19 protein-coding genes are annotated in these 17,673 nt (G+C 68.4%); all 19 read left to right on the top strand.

Translation table 11 applies throughout. The features are described 5' to 3' along the window. Window positions 1-11: 11 nt before the first annotated feature. The 19 genes from F9288_RS01635 (at window position 12) to trbJ (ending at window position 17,665) form a co-directional block, all read left to right on the top strand. Window positions 12-560 (top strand): DUF2285 domain-containing protein, encoded by a 549-nt coding sequence (locus F9288_RS01635; protein ID WP_230461243.1) that lies wholly within the window; start codon window positions 12-14, stop codon window positions 558-560. Between the two features lie 129 nt (window positions 561-689). Beyond that, a complete protein-coding gene (locus tag F9288_RS01630) occupies window positions 690-956 on the top strand; it encodes an AlpA family transcriptional regulator (RefSeq protein WP_060977333.1) in 267 nt (88 codons plus the stop codon). Continuing rightward, window positions 953-1,834, top strand: a complete 882-nt coding sequence (locus F9288_RS01625; protein WP_155178386.1) for a replication initiator protein A — start codon at window positions 953-955, stop codon at window positions 1,832-1,834. The genes F9288_RS01630 and F9288_RS01625 overlap by 4 nt, the downstream gene beginning before the upstream one ends. Window positions 1,835-2,159: 325 nt before the next feature. After that, window positions 2,160-2,801: a hypothetical protein gene (locus F9288_RS01620; protein WP_155178388.1), complete on the top strand. Its 642-nt coding sequence runs from the start codon at window positions 2,160-2,162 to the stop codon at window positions 2,799-2,801. Continuing rightward, entirely contained in the window at window positions 2,798-3,946 is a 1,149-nt protein-coding gene (locus F9288_RS01615; protein WP_155178390.1) for a phosphoadenosine phosphosulfate reductase family protein, read from the top strand. The genes F9288_RS01620 and F9288_RS01615 overlap by 4 nt, the downstream gene beginning before the upstream one ends. Then, window positions 3,943-5,289 carry a DNA cytosine methyltransferase gene (locus F9288_RS01610; protein WP_155178393.1) on the top strand — a complete coding sequence of 449 codons (1,347 nt, stop codon included), beginning with the start codon at window positions 3,943-3,945 and terminating at the stop codon, window positions 5,287-5,289. The genes F9288_RS01615 and F9288_RS01610 overlap by 4 nt, the downstream gene beginning before the upstream one ends. Further along, window positions 5,286-5,873 (top strand): DUF2840 domain-containing protein, encoded by a 588-nt coding sequence (locus tag F9288_RS01605; protein ID WP_155178395.1) that lies wholly within the window; start codon window positions 5,286-5,288, stop codon window positions 5,871-5,873. The genes F9288_RS01610 and F9288_RS01605 overlap by 4 nt, the downstream gene beginning before the upstream one ends. After that, the gene (locus tag F9288_RS01600) at window positions 5,870-6,448 is read left to right on the top strand and encodes a S26 family signal peptidase (protein WP_155178397.1); all 579 of its coding nucleotides are present in this window, start codon (window positions 5,870-5,872) and stop codon (window positions 6,446-6,448) included. Before F9288_RS01605 ends, F9288_RS01600 begins: the two co-directional genes overlap by 4 nt. After that, window positions 6,429-6,761 carry a DUF736 domain-containing protein gene (locus F9288_RS01595; RefSeq protein ID WP_155178399.1) on the top strand — a complete coding sequence of 111 codons (333 nt, stop codon included), beginning with the start codon at window positions 6,429-6,431 and terminating at the stop codon, window positions 6,759-6,761. Before F9288_RS01600 ends, F9288_RS01595 begins: the two co-directional genes overlap by 20 nt. 3 nt (window positions 6,762-6,764) lie before the next feature. Then, entirely contained in the window at window positions 6,765-7,628 is an 864-nt protein-coding gene (locus F9288_RS01590) for a lytic transglycosylase domain-containing protein (protein WP_174834972.1), read from the top strand. Next, window positions 7,625-8,206: a hypothetical protein gene (locus F9288_RS01585; RefSeq protein ID WP_155178403.1), complete on the top strand. Its 582-nt coding sequence runs from the start codon at window positions 7,625-7,627 to the stop codon at window positions 8,204-8,206. Before F9288_RS01590 ends, F9288_RS01585 begins: the two co-directional genes overlap by 4 nt. 238 nt (window positions 8,207-8,444) lie before the next feature. Further along, the gene (locus tag F9288_RS01580; RefSeq protein ID WP_155178405.1) at window positions 8,445-10,211 is read left to right on the top strand and encodes a DUF3363 domain-containing protein; all 1,767 of its coding nucleotides are present in this window, start codon (window positions 8,445-8,447) and stop codon (window positions 10,209-10,211) included. 15 nt (window positions 10,212-10,226) lie between these two features. Next, window positions 10,227-12,209: a conjugal transfer protein TraG gene (locus tag F9288_RS01575; RefSeq protein WP_155178407.1), complete on the top strand. Its 1,983-nt coding sequence runs from the start codon at window positions 10,227-10,229 to the stop codon at window positions 12,207-12,209. A 9-nt stretch (window positions 12,210-12,218) separates the two neighbouring features. Continuing rightward, window positions 12,219-12,647 (top strand): CopG family transcriptional regulator, encoded by a 429-nt coding sequence (locus F9288_RS01570; RefSeq protein ID WP_155178410.1) that lies wholly within the window; start codon window positions 12,219-12,221, stop codon window positions 12,645-12,647. Window positions 12,648-12,875: 228 nt separating this feature from the next. After that, a complete protein-coding gene (gene trbB / locus F9288_RS01565; protein WP_155178412.1) occupies window positions 12,876-13,862 on the top strand; it encodes a P-type conjugative transfer ATPase TrbB in 987 nt (328 codons plus the stop codon). Window positions 13,863-13,915: 53 nt separating this feature from the next. Continuing rightward, complete coding sequence (locus F9288_RS01560; protein WP_031290822.1) at window positions 13,916-14,227, top strand: TrbC/VirB2 family protein; 312 nt, start codon at window positions 13,916-13,918, stop codon at window positions 14,225-14,227. Beyond that, entirely contained in the window at window positions 14,224-14,505 is a 282-nt protein-coding gene (locus F9288_RS01555) for a VirB3 family type IV secretion system protein (protein WP_155178416.1), read from the top strand. Before F9288_RS01560 ends, F9288_RS01555 begins: the two co-directional genes overlap by 4 nt. Next, window positions 14,502-16,949 carry a conjugal transfer protein TrbE gene (gene trbE / locus F9288_RS01550; protein ID WP_155178418.1) on the top strand — a complete coding sequence of 816 codons (2,448 nt, stop codon included), beginning with the start codon at window positions 14,502-14,504 and terminating at the stop codon, window positions 16,947-16,949. The genes F9288_RS01555 and trbE overlap by 4 nt, the downstream gene beginning before the upstream one ends. Beyond that, window positions 16,946-17,665, top strand: coding sequence for a P-type conjugative transfer protein TrbJ (gene trbJ, locus F9288_RS01545; protein ID WP_155178420.1), 720 nt, complete (start codon window positions 16,946-16,948; stop codon window positions 17,663-17,665). The genes trbE and trbJ overlap by 4 nt, the downstream gene beginning before the upstream one ends. Window positions 17,666-17,673: the final 8 nt, after the last annotated feature.

Raw genomic sequence — 17,673 nt, 5'->3', positions numbered from 1 at the left:
TGTCGGGCACGGTGATCTGGCGGCCGGAACTCACCGCCGTCACCGTGATCCTCGACGCCGCGCCGGAGGAATATGCCGGCGCAGCGGCAATCGACCCGCTGGCGCTCGGCGCGCTGCTCGCCGACCGGGCCGGGATCGACGGCCGTCATGTCGTCGTCGCTGACGCGGCCGGCGAGCATCGGCTGTGGCTACGCGATCCGACGCCCGGCCAGCCGCTCGCCGCGATCGTCCCGCTCGACAAGGATTTCATCAAGCGCATCTTCAGCCTGCTGCGTTTCCATCGGCTCATGTCGGGCAAGCGACCCGGCCCGTTGCCGCGCGGATGGCCACTCACCGCAATTCGCACGGCCCGGCTCGAGTTGATGCTTCGCGCGCTCGATCTGCGCCTCGCCGGGGCGACATATCGCGAAATCGCGATCGCGCTCGGCAAGGACGAAGCCGGGCATCTCTCGGCGTCCGACTTCAAGAACTCGGACGCCCGGTCCTTCGCCTATCGCCTGGTGCGCGACGCCACCGCCATGATGAAGGGCGACTACCGCAAGCTGCTGCGCTTCCGCTGATAGCGCCCACCGCGTGACCGCGGCCGGGGGGTGGTCACATCGGCGCAGCTGCGAATCTTCGTTCCCCACCCTGCCGTGAGCACTTCGCCATGATCGCCTCCTGCCATCCCGCTTCGCAGGAGACGCTCGTTGTCCAGGCCGCCCGTCACCCTTCCGCCCCGCTACCTGCGGACCCCCGAAGCGGCGCGCTTCCTCGGTCTCTCCGGCCGCACGCTTGAGAAGCACCGCTATTTCGGGAGCGGCCCGGCCTATCGCCGGATCGGCGGACGGGTGGTCTATTCGGTCGACGACCTGCGCGCCTGGGCCGACCTCGGCACCAAATATTCCACGTCCGACCCCGGCCAGAACGATCTCATGCCGCAGCGGGATGCGGCGATCACGCAGAGCCGCCGATGAAGCCGCGCGCCGCCTCCCGTTCCGGCGAGCGCGCCCAACTCGCGCTGTTCCCGTCGCTCGGGCACGACATCGCGCCGCGCGACGCCCAGGACCTCATGGCCTGGCCGTTCTTCAGCCTCGCCAAGCGCAGGCGGGTGACGCCGATCGACTTCCGCATGGGCGCGACCTGGATATCGGTCGAGGCGGTGCCCGAGCACGGCATGGCGACCATATGGGACGCCGACGTGCTGATATGGGCGGCGAGCCAGATCGTCGCGGCACGCGACGCGGGGCTGCCGACCTCGCGCCTGATGGCGACGACGCCGCACGAAATCCTCACCTTCACCGGACGCGGCACCGGCAAGGATCATTATGACCGGCTGAAGGCCGCGCTCGACCGGCTGCAATCCACTACGGTCGCCACGTCGATCCGCCAGCAGCACCAGCGCCGCCGCCATCGCTTCTCGTGGATCAACGAGTGGCAGGAGCGGCTCGACGGCGAGGGGCGGCCGCTCGGTATCGAACTGATCCTGCCCGACTGGTTCTATGCCGGCGTGGTCGATCGCACGTTCGTCCTCACCATCGACCGGGCCTATTTCGACCTGACCGGAGGGCTGGAACGCTGGCTCTACCGGATCGTGCGCAAGCATGGCGGCCAGCAGGAAGGCGGCTGGAGCTTCGACGTTTCGCACCTCCACCTGAAATCCGGCGCGCTCTCGCCCTTGAAGCAATTCGCGTTCGAGCTGCGCGGCATCGTCCGCCGCCAGTCCCTTCCGGGTTACGCGCTGGCGATCGAGCGCGCGTTCGGCCGTGAGCGGCTGACCTTCGCGCCCGTGCCTGCCGATCCGTTCGAGACGGCGGCGCGGCGCATGGGGCTGGCTGTGGATAACCGGCCATGAGACTCGGCCTATTGAAAACCGCCGGACTCGGCCGATTAAAAACCGCTGACTCGGCCTATAAAAAACCCGCCCCCCACGCAAGCCTCTGGAATCGCTCGCGTAATCGCCCCCCTTCTAACTATGCTAACAGTAAAGAATACTTCGTATTCTTTCTAACGCGATTTCGAGCTGTGGATAATTCGCGAGACGGTGCGAAGTATCAGGCAGTAAATCCGCCGTTTCCACTACGCTATACTACTACGCCTTTTCCGCGAGGCGATCAATCGTCCAGAGGGCGTGATGCGAAAGCGATCCGCCATCCGGTGATGGCGCCGGGAGGCGGCCGATGATCGGCTATGCTTCCCGCACTGGCACACGCCGCAATCTCGATGCTCTGCGGCGCGCGGGCTGGCGGCTGATGGTCTCCGCAAAGGGACCGTTGCGCCCGGAACGCTTCCGCTACGCGCTCGACAATGGCGCATGGACGGCTTTTCAGCGGGGCGAGCCGTTCGACGTGCCCGCGTTCGAGAAGGCGGTTGCTCTGCTCGGGTCGGGGGCCGACTGGATCGTGCTGCCCGACATCGTGGCGGGCGGCCTCGCTTCGCTGCGCTTCTCGCTCGACTGGCTGGACGCGCTGCGCAACCGGCCCGAGCTGCGCGACGCGCAATATCTGCTCGCCGTCCAGAACGGCATGGAGCCGCCGCACGTCGCGGCGGTGGTCGGCCCGGAGATCGGTATCTTCGTCGGCGGCGATACGCCGTGGAAACTGGCGACGATGGCGACATGGGCGCGGCTCGCGCATGAGCGTGGCGCCATCTGCCATGTCGGCCGCGTCAACACCGCGCGGCGCATCCGCCTTTGCGCGGCAGCAGGGGCCGACAGCTTCGATGGCTCGGGCGTCTCGCGCTTCGCCTCCGCTTTGCCGCCGCTCGATCTCGCCCGGCGGCAGCCGGACATCGAAGCCTGGCTTGCGGGGCAGCGGCCATGATCGCCGTCCAGCACTTCGGCAGCATCTCGGGCGGCAAGGACAGCCAAGCCGTTCTCTGCAAGATGGTCGAGCGGATCGAGCGCAAGGGGCTGGCCGCGTTCGGCAACAACGCCCCGCGCTTCCTCTGTGCCGACAACGGCCATGAGAACCCGATCACGCTCGATCATATCGCCTATCTCGACGACTGGCTGCGGCAGCGCACCGGCCTGCACATCGAGATCGTGTCGGCCAACGATGTGCCCGGCCTCACCGACGCGGCGGCCTTCGCCCGTAAGCGCGGGATTCTTCGTGAGGAATGGTCGAACGAAAAGCGGCGGACGCGCCATAGAGGCGCGTGCAACCAGCGCCGGGACGCATGGCAGGCAGGCACGATCACCAGGGCCGAGTGGATGGCCGGGTGCGATTGTCCCGTCCTGGTCTCGCCACCTGTCCCCGATCACCTGATCGAGCGGGCGCTCGGGCTGCTGCATCCCACCGGCATCCCGTTCCTCGACATGGCGATGCTGCACGGCCGGTTTCCCGGCACGAAGACGCGCTTCTGCACCGACGAGACCAAGCTGATCCCGATGATGCACCGCAAGCGCCCGCTGCTCGACGCGGGCGTGCCGGTGATCGACTGGATCGGCGAACGGGCCGACGAGAGCCCGGCGCGGGCGAAGAAACCGCCCATCCAGTCGAAGCGGTATCCGGTCGGGGCGCGCCAAGTGCTCTACCGGCCCATCTTCCGCTGGTCGGCCGCTGACACCTTCGCCATCTCCGAGCGCCACGGCCTGCGCCACAACCCGCTTTACACGATGGGCATGAGCCGGGTCGGCTGCTCGACCTGCATCATGGTCAAAAAGCGCGAATTGCGCGCCTGGTCCATGCGCTTCCCGGCCGAGGTAGACCGCGTGCGCGAGTGGGAGCAGCTGGTCAGCCTCGTGTCCCGCCGCAGCGCCGTCGCCGGCACGCCGGCATCGCTGCTGCCCGCGCCGACCGTCCCGGGCGATCCCGCCGATCATGGCCGGGCGACCATCGACAGGGCGATCGCGTGGTCGCGCACAAGCCGGGGCGGGCGCAACTACGACCTGTTCATCGACCAGGAGCAGCGCGAGGCCGATGAGCACGGCCTGCGCTGCGACAGCGAATACGGGCTGTGCGAATGATGCGCGCGCTCGACCTGTTCAGCGCAGCGGCGGGCGGCTGGTCGCTTGGCCTGCATCGCGCCGGCTTCATTACCGTCGCCGCCTGCGAGATCGTCGAGTGGCGCCGCATCCTCTACGCGGAGAACAATCCCCATGTCAGACTCTACGATGACGTGCGCGCCCTCACGGCAGCTCGACTTGTTTCCGACCTCGGATTCCTACCCGACATCATCGTCGGATCGCCGCCGTGCCAGGACATCTCCAGCGCCAACACCAAAGGCAGGGGAATCGAAGGCGAACGGTCGGGCCTCTACCTCGAAGCCGTCCGCCTGGTCGGAGATTGCCGGCCTCGCTGGTTCGCTTTTGAGAACAGCGCTAATCTCAGAACTCGCGGCGCTGACCGGCTGCTCCTTCTCCTGGAAACGCTCGGCTACGCCTGCGAACCGTGCGTGGTGGCTGCTGAAAATGTCGGCGCCAACCATGTCCGCAAGCGATCATGGCTCATCGGCTACGACCCCGGCCAGCTTGCCGACGCCGCGCACCAGCGACGCGGCACACGGCCCGGAGATGTGCAAGGTGCGCGGAGAGAAGCGGACTGGCATGAACCTGCCGACGATGATGCACCCCGCTGCATTGAACAGGCTGCCGACCCCGCTGGCGACGGACGGGATGACGGACGGCGCGGGCGGCGGAGCGGGATCAACATATCCGCTGCGGATGATTCTGGCGACGCCGCGCAAGTCGGATGCGGAACGCGGCGGCCGGGGGGATGTGCTCAGCCAGTTGCAGGGCCATGCCAGCCGCCATGCGGGCATGATGCCGACGCCCGTCAAACCGAACGGCGGCCGGAGATTGAGCGCGCAGGAGATCGAGACGGGACGCCGGGCGAATGGCGCGAAGGCGCAGATCGACACGCCGAACCTGCTGCGCCATGCCGCGGAACTCCTGCCGACTCCCACGAAGCGGGACAGCCGGATGGACAGCTGGAGTCCGGCCTACGACCGCAGGAAATCCCCGACGATGGACGCGGTGATGGACGGGGCTATGACCGATCGCGCGCCGGACAAATGGGCGGGCGCTCGCGCGCTGGCGGCGATGCTGCGGAGCCGTGGGCTGACTGGAACGGCGGCCTTGCCCGTCACTTACGGCTGGATGATGGGCTTTCCGCCTGGGTGGCTGGCACGCGCGTTGCGGTCGGCGGTCCACGCGGGACGGCTGCTGCCAGCCTGATCGTCGAGGCGTTCGGCGACGCCGTTCTCCCGCAAATCCCCGAAGCCATCGGCCGCGCGATCCTGCGCACCGAAGCCGCGCTCGATCTCGTGCTCGGCCGCGCATCCCTCGACAGCGCCGGAGACGAACGATGAGCGACCCCGCGCGTCCACAGCATATCGATTTCAGCGGGTTTGAAGCCGCGCTGCGCCGGCAGGCGGCGGAACGGGAAGCACCTCACCGCAGCCCGCCCATACCGTCCGCAATCGCAGCCGCCTCCCGGCTGACCGAAGTCGAACTCACCTGGATCGAGAAGAAGCTGGAGCACTGGATACGCTTCGGCCGTATCGCCCACGACCGCATCCTCACGCGCCGAACGCGCGTGGTGAGCTTTCGGCCCGGCGCGATATTCACCTTCGTCCGCTGGTCCGCCAACGACTATGGCACGATCACCTCGCGCATCGACGTCTTGCGGGCGGTGGATGCCGGCGAACCATACACCACGCTGCCCTTCGTGCGGCCGGGCGGCGACATCCTCCTGCATATCGAGAGCTGGCCGAAGGTGAGCCAGGTGCTCGCCGCGATCGACGCGGTGGAAGCGGCGGGTGTCGATCCCTGCGATGCCGCGTCCGACCACTGGCGCCACGTTCACAACCGCATCGCCGCGGGCCATGAGCCGCGTCCCTACACGATGGAGCGCCATCGCGCCTGGCTCAAGCGCCGGGAGATCGAAGGATGACGCGCCGCCGTTATGTCATGGCGACGGCCATCGCCGCATTCGCCTTCGCCGCGGCGTTCGTCATCACCGCAGCCGTCGATCCGCTTCCGCGCGTGATCTGGAACGCCAGCGCCAGCGCGCCGATCGGCCTTTACCGCGTCCATCCCGACCGCGATCCGCCCACCGGGGCGCTGGTCGCCATCACGCCGCCAGAGCGGCTCTCCCGCTGGCTTTCGGCGCGAGGTTACCTGCCCGAGGGCGTGCCGCTCCTGAAACATGTCTCGGCGAAAACGGGGCAGCGCGTGTGCCGCATCGGCGCCGTGGTGCGCGTCGATGGCCGGCGCGTCGCTATGGCCCGCGCGCGTGACGGTCGGGGCCGCCCGCTGCCGGTCTGGCAGGGGTGCCGGACGCTCGGCCCCGGCGAGATATTCCTGCTCAACCCATCCGTCCCGGACAGTCTCGACGGCCGCTATTTCGGCCCGCTTCCGGCTTCCACCGTCATCGGACGCGCGACGCCGCTGCATCTGCGCGCGCCGTCCCCGTCGCTTTCAACCCCCAGTGAAAAGGAGATCGGCCATGCCGACGAATATCTTTGAACCCACCGCTAGCGGCTATGCTGGACGTGCCCGTTATTTCGGCATCAACGAGCAGATCGTGCTGGTCGCGATCGATCCGGGCGATGCCGAAAACGCGCCCGACTACCGTGTCCACCTCGACGACGAGGACGGCCCCGAGGTCGGCGGCGCGTGGAAACGGGTCGGTGAACGCGCGGGCGATTACATCGCGCTGGAGATCGACAGCCCGCTTTTCGGCTCGCCGTTCCGGCCGGTGCTGTTCCGCGCCGATGACGAGGGTCGGACGTTCCGGCTGTCGTGGAAGCGCCCCCGGCCTCGCGACGACCGGAACTGATCCGTGCCTTTCCCGGTCATCCCTCTGTTCGCGGAAAGATCGCATCATCCCTCCGTCCCGCTCGGTCGCAGGCCGGCCGGCGCGCGCAGCGAAGGTCAAGGGCGGCCCCCGGCCGGCGCATCGCGCGCACCCTTTACCGGAGCGAGCACGCTGGCAGGCTGGCGGCGGAGCGGGGGCGGATCGGTCGTCCTGCTCGCGGTTCTGCTGCTGTCGTCCGGTATCGGGCCGGACGCGGCGCGGGCACAGGACGCGCCGGCCGAACGCACGGCAACCAGCCATCCCTGGGCCGTTCAAGTCGCAGACGCCGCGCGGCGCTTCGGCATCCCCGAGGCATGGATTTGGGCGGTGATGCGCGTCGAGAGCAACGGCGATTCCCGTGCGGTATCCTCGGCTGGCGCGATGGGCCTGATGCAGATCATGCCCGGCACATGGGCGAACCTGCGCATTCGTCACGGGCTGGGGCGCGATCCCTACAATGTGCGCGACAATATTATGGCGGGCGCGGCCTATCTGCGCGCGATGCACGACCGCTACGGCAACGCGACGGCGATGCTGGCGGCCTACAATGCCGGGCCGGGCCGCTACGACGAATACCTCTCGCGCGGCCGCCCGCTGCCCGCCGAGACACGCGCCTATCTTGCAAAGCTGGCGGCCATCACCGGCAGCGCGGGCGACAGCCAGCTTGCCGCCGCGCCGCCGTCCGATCGCTTCGCCTGGCGCCGGGCCGCATTGTTCGCTGCGCGGCCGAACGACGATCCGGCCGCACTGGAAACGTCACCCGGAAAACACGCGGACGACATGCGCGCGGCGGTAGAACCGGCCGCGAACAGTCTGTTCGTCGCGCTGTCAGGGCGGAGGCAGCCGTGAAGATCGCCTACGCCGATCCGCCTTATATCGGCTGCGCGCATCTCTATCGCAATCATCCCGACTATGCGGGCGAGGTCGATCATGCGGCGCTGATCGAGCGGCTCCAGCGCGACTATGACGGCTGGATATTGCACGCCGCAGCGACGCCGGAATCGGTCGCCGTTCTCGCGCCGCTGATCCGCGAAACCGGCGCGCGGTGGATGGCGTGGGTCAAGGGCTTTGCCGCCTTCAAGCGCAACGTGCCGGTCGCCTGGGCGTGGGAACCCGTCATCGTGAAGCCCGCGCGCAAACCCGTGGTCAGCAAGCGCCTGGTCATGCGCGACTGGATCGAATGCCCGATCACGCTGCGCCGCGGCCTCACCGGCGCGAAGCCCGAAGCGGTCTGTCATTGGGCGTTCGAGACGGTCGCCGCGCGTCCCGAAGATGCGCTCGACGACCTGTTTCCCGGCACCGGAGCCGTCGCCGAAGCTTGGCGGACCTGGCGCCTCAAGTTCGCGCTGCCGGGCGATCCCGTTGCAGCATCGCCGCGGCCCGGCAGCGCGCCGTCCGCAAGCCGGCGGCAGGCCGGCGCACCATGACCGCCCCCGTTTTCAGATTGCCCGGTTGGAAGGTGGAAGTGCCTGGAAGGGCAGGAAAAAGCCGAAGGAAGGGACGGCAAGATAGAAAGCGCACCCCAAATTCGCTGAAAGCCTTTGTCTTTCAACGATTTGGCGCGGGTGCGTCGGTCGGCGAGCGTGCCGCTCGGAAGAAAAAAGCAAGTCATTTCAAAGCGCCGAATGGCACCACAGGCCATTTTCGGCGGAAAGCAGCCCGGCCGTGAGCGAGGACGAGGATTTCCGCGTCCGGCCGGGCAAGGTCAGGAACAGGGGAGCCGGCCAGGGCCGCAAGGCGCAAGGATTTGTCGTCCAGGTGCTCCGCGTCGCCGCGCGCAGCGGCGGAGGCCGGCGAACGGGCGGCTGGGGCGGATCGCGGCGCGTCGGGCAATCGAACTTCGGCCGGGGCCGCACGTCCTTCGCGCGCAGCCGGCTGTTCGGATCGGGCCGGCGCGTGCTGGTCAAGATCGTGCCCCTCACCCGCTTCCACCGGAACGGGCGGCCGAGGGCGCCGCTCTCCGCGCACATCGCCTATCTCAAGCGCGAGGGCGTCACCCGTGACGGATCGCCCGCGCGGATGTTCGACGCCAATGGCGACGGCGCCGACGACCGCGCCTTCGCCGATCGCTGCAAGGACGACCGGCATCATTTCAGGATCATCGTCTCGCCCGAGGATGCGGCGGACCTCACCGACCTGCGCGAATATACCCGCGATCTCGTTCGCCAGATGGAAGCCGATCTCGGGACGCGTCTCGAATGGATCGCGGTCGATCACTGGAACACCGACAATCCCCACGTCCATCTGCTCGTGCGCGGCGTCGATGACCAGGGGGCCGACCTCGTTATCAACCGGGAGTATATCAGCCACAATCTGCGCTCGCGCGCCGAGGAACTGGCCTATGCCGAACTCGGCCCCAAGCCCGAGCATGAAATCCAGCGCGCGCTCGAACGCGAGGTGACGGCCGAACGCTGGACCAGGCTCGACGCTGAGATCGATCGCACGGCGGACGCACTCGGCGTCATCGACTTGCGCCCCCAGCAGCCCGGACCCGACGATCCCCAGGTCCGCCGCCTGATGATCGGCCGCTTGCAGCATCTGGAGACGATGGGGCTCGCAGCCGAGGCCACGCCCGGTCAGTGGGCACTGGCGGCGGATGCGCAAGCCAGGTTGCGCGAGCTGGGCACGCGCGGCGACATCATCCGCACGATCGGCAAGGCGCTGAACGATCGCGGCCTGCAGCGCCCGCTCGACAGCTACGAGATCGTCAGCGCCGCGCCGCAAAAGCCCATCGTCGGCCGGTTGATCGACAAGGGGCTGCACGACGAGCTGCATGGCTCGGCCTATGCCGTGATCGACGGCATCGACGGGCGCACCCACCATGTCCGGCTTCCGGGCATCGAGGCGCTGGAGCGCAGCCCGGATATCGGCGGCATCGTCGAGCTGCGCGCTATCGGCCGGCCGGGCGATCCGAAGCCGACGATGTTCCTGGCGACGCGATCCGATCTCGACCTCGCCGCCCAGGTGAACGCGACAGGCGCGACCTGGCTTGATCATCGTCTCATCGAGCGCCGCCGTGCGGTGACGGCCGCCGGGTTCGGATCGGAGGTGCAGCAGGCGCTCGACCAGCGCACCGATCATCTCGTGCGCGAAGGACTGGCCCGCCGCTTCGGCAACCGCGTGGTTCTGCAAGGCAACCTGATCGACACGCTTCGCCGCCGCGAGCTGGACGCGACAGGTGCCGAAATCGCGGGCCGGACGGGACTCGCCTACCGCCCCACCAGTCCCGGCGACAAGGTCGCCGGGACATGCCGCCAGCGCCTCGCGCTCGCCTCGGGCCGCTTCGCGATGATCGACGACGGGTTGGGCTTCCGGCTCGTGCCTTGGTCGAACGACCTCGAACGCCAGCTGGGCCGGCAGATCGCAGGCGTCGCCCGCGACGGCGGCGGCATCGGCTGGTCGCTGGGCCGCAAGCGCGGCCTCGGCATCTGAACAAGGAGATAAACCATGCCCGCTACCAAAATCCTCTGGGGCCAGATCATCGCCGTCTTCCTGATCGTGCTCGCCGCGATCTGGAGCGCCACGCAATGGACGGCGGCGGCGCTGGCATATCAGCCCGAGCTTGGCGAACCCTGGTTCATGGCGCTCGGCTGGCCGGTCTATCCGCCTTACGCCTTTTTCTGGTGGTGGTTCAGCTTCGATGCCTATGCGCCCGGCATTTTCCAGACCGGCGCCTATATCGCCGCGTCGGGCGGGTTCGTGGCGGTCGCGGTCGCCATCGCCATGTCGGTGTGGCGTGCGCGCGAGGCGAAGAACGCGGAAACCTATGGCTCGGCGCGCTGGGCGACCGAGGACGAGGTGCGCGCGGCCGGACTGCTCGGCGACGACGGCGTGGTGATCGGCAAGCTGGGCCGCGCCTATCTGCGCCATGACGGTCCCGAGCATGTGCTGTGCTACGCGCCGACCCGCAGCGGCAAGGGCGTGGGGCTGGTGGTGCCCTCGCTCCTGACCTGGCCGGCGTCGGCGATCGTCCATGACATCAAAGGCGAGAACTGGACGCTGACCGCTGGCTTCCGCGCGCAGCATGGCCGCGTCCTGCTGTTCGACCCGACCAACGCGGCGTCGGACGCCTACAACCCGCTGCTGGAGGTGCGGCGCGGCCAGTGGGAAGTCCGCGACGTGCAGAACGTGGCCGATGTGCTGGTCGACCCGGAAGGCTCGTTGGAGAAACGCAACCACTGGGAAAAGACCAGCCATGCGCTGCTGGTCGGCGCGATCCTGCATGTGCTCTACGCCGAGCCCGACAAGACGCTTGCCGGCGTCGCGGCCTTCCTGTCCGATCCGGCGCGCACGATCGAACAGACGCTGGCCGCGATGATGGCGACACCGCATCTCGGCGAAGCCGGGGTGCATCCGGTGGTTGCTTCGGCCGCGCGCGAGCTGCTCAACAAGAGCGACAACGAACGCTCGGGCGTGCTCAGCACCGCCATGTCGTTTCTAGGGCTTTACCGCGATCCCGTCGTCGCCCAGGTCACGCGCGCCTGCCACTGGCGCGTCATGGATCTGGTCGCGGGCGAACTGCCAACAACGCTCTACCTCGTCATTCCGCCCAGCGACATCTCGCGGACCAAACCGCTCATCCGCCTGATGCTCAACCAGATCGGGCGGCGGCTGACGGAGGAACTGAACCAGGGCAACCGGCATCGCCTGCTGCTGATGCTCGACGAGTTTCCCGCACTCGGGAGATTGGATTTTTTCGAGAGCGCGCTGGCGTTCATGGCCGGCTATGGCCTGAAATCCTTTCTGATCGCGCAGTCGCTCAACCAGATCGAGAAAGCCTACGGACAGGACAATGCGATTCTCGACAACTGCCACGTCCGGGTGAGCTTCGCGACCAACAACGAGAAAACGGGGGAGCGCGTGTCGAAGGCGCTCGGCACCAAGACCGAGATGCGGGCGATGAAGAATTATGCCGGGCACAGGCTCTCGCCCTGGCTCGGGCATCTGATGGTCTCGCGCTCCGAAACCGCCCGGCAGCTTCTGACGCAGGGCGAAGTCATGCAGCTGCCGCCCGACGAGGAAATCGTCATGGTGTCGGGCGTCCAGCCGATCCGCGCGAAAAAGGCGGCCTATTATGCCGATCCCCGTCTCGCCGCGCGGATCATGCCGCCGCCCGATCCGGCCGCATCGCCACCGCGGGAGGTCCGTCCCCACGACTGGACGGGGCTCGCCGCCACGGCCGATCCCGCCGAGATCGCGGCGATCATCCGGCGCCAGGAGGATGCCGCCAACAGCGGGCTGCGCCGCGAGCCCGAGCTTCCCGATCATGTCGCCATCGTGAAGGAGACGGCGCCCGCACCGCCCGCGCAGGAATTTTCCATCGTCGAGGACGAGCCCGAGGACGCCGCGCGCCAGGCCGCGGCGCGGCGCCGGATGCAAGGCATCGCACGGCAGGCGTCGCTCGATCCCGACGACGGCATCGAAATGTAGGAGGCTCCCATGCGCGTCCGTCTCAACGTCTATTTTCCGCCCGAACTGGCCCGCCAGGTGAGCGAGCTGGCGATCCGCCGCCGCATCTCGCGCTCGGCTATCGTGGAAGCGGCCGTTACGTCCTGGATGTCGCCGGACGGCGCCGACCGGATGGAGGCCGCGTTCGCGCGGCGGCTCGACCGTCTCTCGCGCCAGGTTCAGCGGCTCGAACGCAACACCGGCCTCACCACCGAGGCGCTGGCGCTGTTCGTGCGTTTCTGGCTGGCGGTCACGCCACCGCTGCCCGACGAGGATCAGGCGGCGGCCCAGGTCAAGGGGCGCAAGCGCTATGAGGGTTTTGTCGAGACGCTCGGCCGGCGCTACGCCAGCGGCAAGAGCCTGCTCGATGAGATACCGGAGGATATTGCAGGTCGTGACGGCGGCTCAGCCGACACATGACAGTGTGCGAACCAATCGGGGCCGGCCATGCGCGACTCGGCCAGCTATGTTCGCGAAAATAGCGCGGGCGGAGAGCGGCGCCGAAAGTGTCCGACCGCAACGCGCACTTATCTACCGCCGTCACTACTACGCCCTGACATAGTTGTTGCCCCGCGCGATTTCCTGTCTCTCTTGATGTGCCCCTGACGCCGGGCGGCGGTTCGCCCGGCCCAATTCAGGGGCCGTTCCTTGTCCGTCCAGTCGATCCGATCCGAAGCGAACATGCGCGGCGCGCGGATGCTGCGCACGGCGCTGGGGCCGTCGATCGCGGCCTGGCTCGACGATGCCGCCGTGATCGAGGTGATGCTGAACCCGGACGGCCGGCTGTGGGTCGACCGGCTGGGCGAAGGCATCGGCGACACCGGCATGATGCTCGGCGCGGCGGATGGCGAGCGCATCGTGCGCCTGGTCGCGCACCATGTCGGCGTCGAGGTCCATGCCCGGTCCCCGCGCGTCTCGGCCGAACTACCCGAAGGAGGGGAGCGGTTCGAGGGGCTGCTGCCGCCTGTCGTCGCCGCCCCGGCCTTCGCGATCCGCAAGCCGGCCGTCGCGGTGTTCACGCTGGGCGACTATGCCGCGGCCGGCATCATGTCGTCCGCCCAGGCGGACACGCTCCGGCAGGCTGTTTCGGCCCGCGCCAACATCCTCGTGGCGGGCGGCACCGGCAGCGGCAAGACCACGCTGGTCAACGCGCTCCTGGCCGAGGTCGCAAAGACGACTGATCGCATCGTCCTGATCGAGGACACGCGCGAGCTTCAGTGCGCCGCGCCGAACCTTGTCGCCATGCGGACCAAGGATGGCGTCGTCTCGCTGTCCGATCTCGTGCGGTCCAGCCTGCGCCTGCGTCCCGACCGTATCCCCATCGGCGAGGTGCGCGGCGCGGAGGCCCTCGACCTCCTCAAGGCCTGGGGCACCGGGCACCCCGGCGGCATCGGCACCATCCACGCCGGGACCGCGATCGGCGCGCTGCGCCGCATGGAGCAACTCATCCAGGAGGCCGTCGTCACGGTCCCCCGCGCGCTGCTGGCCGAGACCATCGACCTTATCGCCGTGCTGGTCCGCGACGGGCACGGCCGCCGTCTCGCCGAACTGGCCCGCGTCGAAGGGCTCGACGCCGCGACCGGCGACTACCGCCTCACGCCGCTCATCACCCCCCAGACCGGAGACCTGCCATGACCAACGACGCCAAGCCCATCAGGACCATGAAGGGCCGCCTGCTCGGCGGCACCATGCTCGACCGCCTCGGCCATATCGGCATCACCGCCGCTGGCCTGCTCTACGCGATGCCCGCCCATGCGGGCGGATCGTCGATGCCGTGGGAAGCGCCGCTGCAAAGCATCCTCGAATCGATCGAGGGGCCGGTTGCCAAGATCATCGCGGTGATGATCATCATCGTGACCGGCCTGACCCTGGCCTTCGGCGATACGTCGGGCGGGGCGCGGCGAATGATCCAGATCGTGTTCGGCCTCAGTATCGCGTTCGCGGCCAGCTCCTTCTTTTTGAGCTTCTTCTCGTTCGGCGGCGGGGCGCTGATCGCATGACGGGCGCGGCCGATCACGGCGAGCCCATCGCGGGCTATTTCGCGCCGGTCCATCGGGCGCTGACCGAGCCGATATTGCTCGGTGGCGCCCCGCGTTCGCTCGCCATCGTCAATGGGACGTTGGCGGGCGCGATCGGCCTGGGCCTGCGCCTCTGGATCGCGGGCCTCGCCCTCTGGGCCATCGGTCACGCGCTCTCGGTCTGGGCGGCGCGGCGCGACCCGCAATTCGTGGACGTGGCCCGCCGCCACCTCCGCTATCCGACGTGGATGCGGCCATGATGAGCCTGCGCGAATACAGGAACCACGCCGCGCATCTGGCCGACTTCCTGCCCTGGGCCGCGTTGGTCGGCGAGGGCGTCGTTCTGAATAAGGACGGGAGTTTCCAGAGGACGGCGAAGTTTCGCGGCCCCGATCTTGACAGCGCGACGCCGGCCGAGCTGGTCGCCACCACCGCGCGGCTCAACAATGCGCTGCGCCGGCTGGGCTCGGGCTGGGCGATCTTCGTCGAGGCGCAGCGCACGCCCGCGCTCGACTACCCGGAATCCGATTTCCCCGATCCCGTCTCGGCGCTGGTCGACATGGAACGCCGGGAGCAGTTCCGCGAGGAAGGCGCGCATTTCGAGAGCGGCTATTATCTGACGCTGCTCTGGATGCCCCCGGCCGAGGACGCCGCCCGCGCCGAAACCTGGCTCTATGAAGGCCGTTCCGGCACGGGCGTCGATCCGTGGGAGTTGCTCAAGGGCTTCACCGACCGCGGCGATCGCGTTCTCAATCTGGTCGAGGGCTTCGTGCCCGAGGTCCGCTGGCTCGATGACGCCGAGACGCTGACCTGGCTGCACAGCACGATCTCGACCCGTCGCCAGCGCGTGCGCGTGCCCGAGACGCCGATGCACCTCGATGCGCTGCTCGCCGACGAGCCGCTGACCGGCGGGCTCGAACCCCGTCTGGGCGACCATCATCTCCGCACGCTCACCATCACCGGATTCCCCAGCGTCACCTTTCCCGGCCTGCTCGACGAGCTGAACCGGCTCGCTTTCGAGTATCGCTGGTCGACGCGGGCGATCATGCTGGACAAGACCGATGCGACGAAGCTGCTGACCCGCATCCGCCGCCAGTGGTTCGCCAAGCGCAAGAGCGTCGCGGCGATCCTCAAGGAAGTCATGACCAACGAGGCATCGACGCTGCTCGACAGCGACGCCTCCAACAAAGCCCTGGACGCCGACACCGCCCTGCAGGAGCTGGGCGCCGACTATGCCGGCATGGCCTATGTCACCGCCACGGTGACGGTGTGGGATCGCGATCCCGCGATTGCCGCCGAGAAGCTGCGGCTGGCCGAGAAGATCATCCAGGGCCGCGACTTCACGGTGATCCCCGAGGGGATGAACGCCATAGAAGCGTGGCTCGGCTCACTTCCGGGCCACACCTACGCCAACGTCCGCCAGCCCCCGGTCTCCACCCTCAATCTCGCCCACCTGATCCCCCTGTCAGCGGTATGGGCGGGGCCGGAACGGGACGAGCATTTCGGACAGCCCCCTTTGCTCTACGCGAGGACCGAAGGCTCGACCCCGTTCCGGTTTTCCCTCCACGTCGGCGATGTCGGCCACACCCTGATCGTCGGGCCGACCGGCTCGGGCAAGTCGGTGCTGCTCGCGCTGATGGCGATGCAGTTCCGCCGCTATGCGGGGGCGCAGGTCTTCGCGTTCGACTTTGGCGGCAGCATCCGCGCCGCCGCGCTCGGCATGGGCGGCGACTGGCAGGATTTGGGCGGAATGCTCGCCGACGAGGCCGGCGATGGTGTCCAGCTTCAGCCGCTCGCCCGGATCGACGATCCGGCCGAGCGCGCCTGGGCCGCCGAATGGCTGGCCGCGATCCTCGCCAGCGAGAACGTCACCGTCGATCCGCAGGCGAAGGACCATCTCTGGTCGGCGCTGACCTCGCTCGCCACCGCGCCGGTCGCGGAACGCACCCTGACCGGGCTCGCCGTTCTCCTCCAGAGCCAGCAGCTCAAGCAGGCATTGGCGCCGTGGTGCGTGGGTGGCGCCTGGGGCCGACTGCTCGACGCCGAGAGCGAACGGCTCGGCGACGCGGCGATCCAGGCGTTCGAGACCGAAGGATTGATGGAAAGCGGCGCGGCGCCGGCCGTGCTCTCTTATCTGTTCCACCGCGTCGCCGGCCGGCTCGACGGCAGCCCCACGCTCGTCATCATCGACGAAGGCTGGCTGGCGCTGGGATCGCCGGCCTTCGCCAAACAGCTATCGGAATGGCTGGTGACGCTGCGCAAGAAGAATGCGAGCGTCATCTTCGCCACCCAGTCGCTCGCCCAGATCGAGGGCAGCCCGATCGCGCCCGCCATCGTCGAGAGCTGCCCGACGCGCATCCTCCTGCCCAACGAGCGCGCGGCCGAGCCGCAGATCGCGGTGATCTACGAGCGGTTCGGGCTCAACGCGCGGCAGATCGAAATCCTCAGCCGGGCGACGCCCAAGCGCGATTATTACTGCCAGTCGCGGCGCGGCAACCGCCTGTTCGAGCTGGGGCTGGGTGAGGTCGCGCTGGCCTTCGCCGCCTCCTCCTCCAAGACAGACCAGCTCGCCATCGCCGGGATCATCGAAACCCACGGCGTAGACGCCTTTGCCGCCGAATGGCTGCGGCATCGCGGCTGCGCCTGGGCCGTCGAGCTTCTTCCTGAAGCCCATCGCCACCCCCACCAGGAGTTGCCCCTATGAAGTCCACCATCCTGCGCCGCGCCCTTACGGCCGGCGTTCTCGCCACGTCGAGCATCATCGGCATCACCGCGTCCGCACCAGCGCACGCGCAGTTCGGCGGGATTGTCTATGATCCCACCAACTACGCGCAGAACGTGCTGACCGCCGCCCGGTCGCTGCAACAGATCAACAACCAGATTCAGCAAATCCAGCAGCAGGCGACCAGCCTCATCAACGAGGCGCGCAATCTCGCTTCGCTGCCGCTCTCGACGGTCGACACGCTCCAGCAGCAGGTCCGGCAGACGCAGCAGCTGCTCGGACAGGCCCAGCGCATCGCCTACGATGTTCGGAACATCCAGCAGGCGTTCGAGGGCCGCTACAAGGGAACCGCGCTCACCGGCACCAACGCGCAGATGATCGCCAACGCCAATGCGCGCTGGGAGGACAGCGTCGGCGCGTTCCAGGACGCCTTGCAGGTGCAGGCGGGCGTGGTCGGCAATATCGACGACGCCCGCACCACGATGAACAGCCTGGTCACGGCCAGCCAGTCCGCGACCGGCGCGCTCCAGGCGGCGCAGGCGGGCAACCAGCTTCTCGCCCTGCAATCGCAGCAGCTCGCCGACCTCACCGCCGCCGTCGCCGCGCAAGGCCGGGCGCAGTCGCTCGACGCCGCGCGACAGGCCGCGATCGAGGCGGAAGGGCGCGAACGCTTCCGCCGCTTCTTCGGCCGCAACTGACGGGGAGC

It is taken from the genome of Sphingomonas sp. CL5.1 (assembly GCF_013344685.1).
Lineage (GTDB): Bacteria > Pseudomonadota > Alphaproteobacteria > Sphingomonadales > Sphingomonadaceae > Sphingomonas.
Note: the sequence above shows the minus strand (reverse complement) of the source record. Positions and strands in the feature narration are given on the sequence as shown.

Excerpts from the sequence above, each read along its gene's own strand:
- F9288_RS01625 (WP_155178386.1), top strand. The coding sequence starts at position 953 with ATGAAGCCGCGCGCCGCCTCCCGTTCCGGCGAGCGCGCCCAACTCGCG.
- F9288_RS01620 (WP_155178388.1), top strand. The coding sequence starts at position 2,160 with ATGATCGGCTATGCTTCCCGCACTGGCACACGCCGCAATCTCGATGCT.
- F9288_RS01615 (WP_155178390.1), top strand. The coding sequence starts at position 2,798 with ATGATCGCCGTCCAGCACTTCGGCAGCATCTCGGGCGGCAAGGACAGC.
- F9288_RS01610 (WP_155178393.1), top strand. The coding sequence starts at position 3,943 with ATGATGCGCGCGCTCGACCTGTTCAGCGCAGCGGCGGGCGGCTGGTCG.
- F9288_RS01605 (WP_155178395.1), top strand. The coding sequence starts at position 5,286 with ATGAGCGACCCCGCGCGTCCACAGCATATCGATTTCAGCGGGTTTGAA.
- F9288_RS01600 (WP_155178397.1), top strand. The coding sequence starts at position 5,870 with ATGACGCGCCGCCGTTATGTCATGGCGACGGCCATCGCCGCATTCGCC.
- F9288_RS01595 (WP_155178399.1), top strand. The coding sequence starts at position 6,429 with ATGCCGACGAATATCTTTGAACCCACCGCTAGCGGCTATGCTGGACGT.
- F9288_RS01575 (WP_155178407.1), top strand. The coding sequence starts at position 10,227 with ATGCCCGCTACCAAAATCCTCTGGGGCCAGATCATCGCCGTCTTCCTG.
- F9288_RS01570 (WP_155178410.1), top strand. The coding sequence starts at position 12,219 with ATGCGCGTCCGTCTCAACGTCTATTTTCCGCCCGAACTGGCCCGCCAG.
- F9288_RS01560 (WP_031290822.1), top strand. The coding sequence starts at position 13,916 with ATGCTCGACCGCCTCGGCCATATCGGCATCACCGCCGCTGGCCTGCTC.
- F9288_RS01555 (WP_155178416.1), top strand. The coding sequence starts at position 14,224 with ATGACGGGCGCGGCCGATCACGGCGAGCCCATCGCGGGCTATTTCGCG.
- trbE (WP_155178418.1), top strand. The coding sequence starts at position 14,502 with ATGATGAGCCTGCGCGAATACAGGAACCACGCCGCGCATCTGGCCGAC.
- trbJ (WP_155178420.1), top strand. The coding sequence starts at position 16,946 with ATGAAGTCCACCATCCTGCGCCGCGCCCTTACGGCCGGCGTTCTCGCC.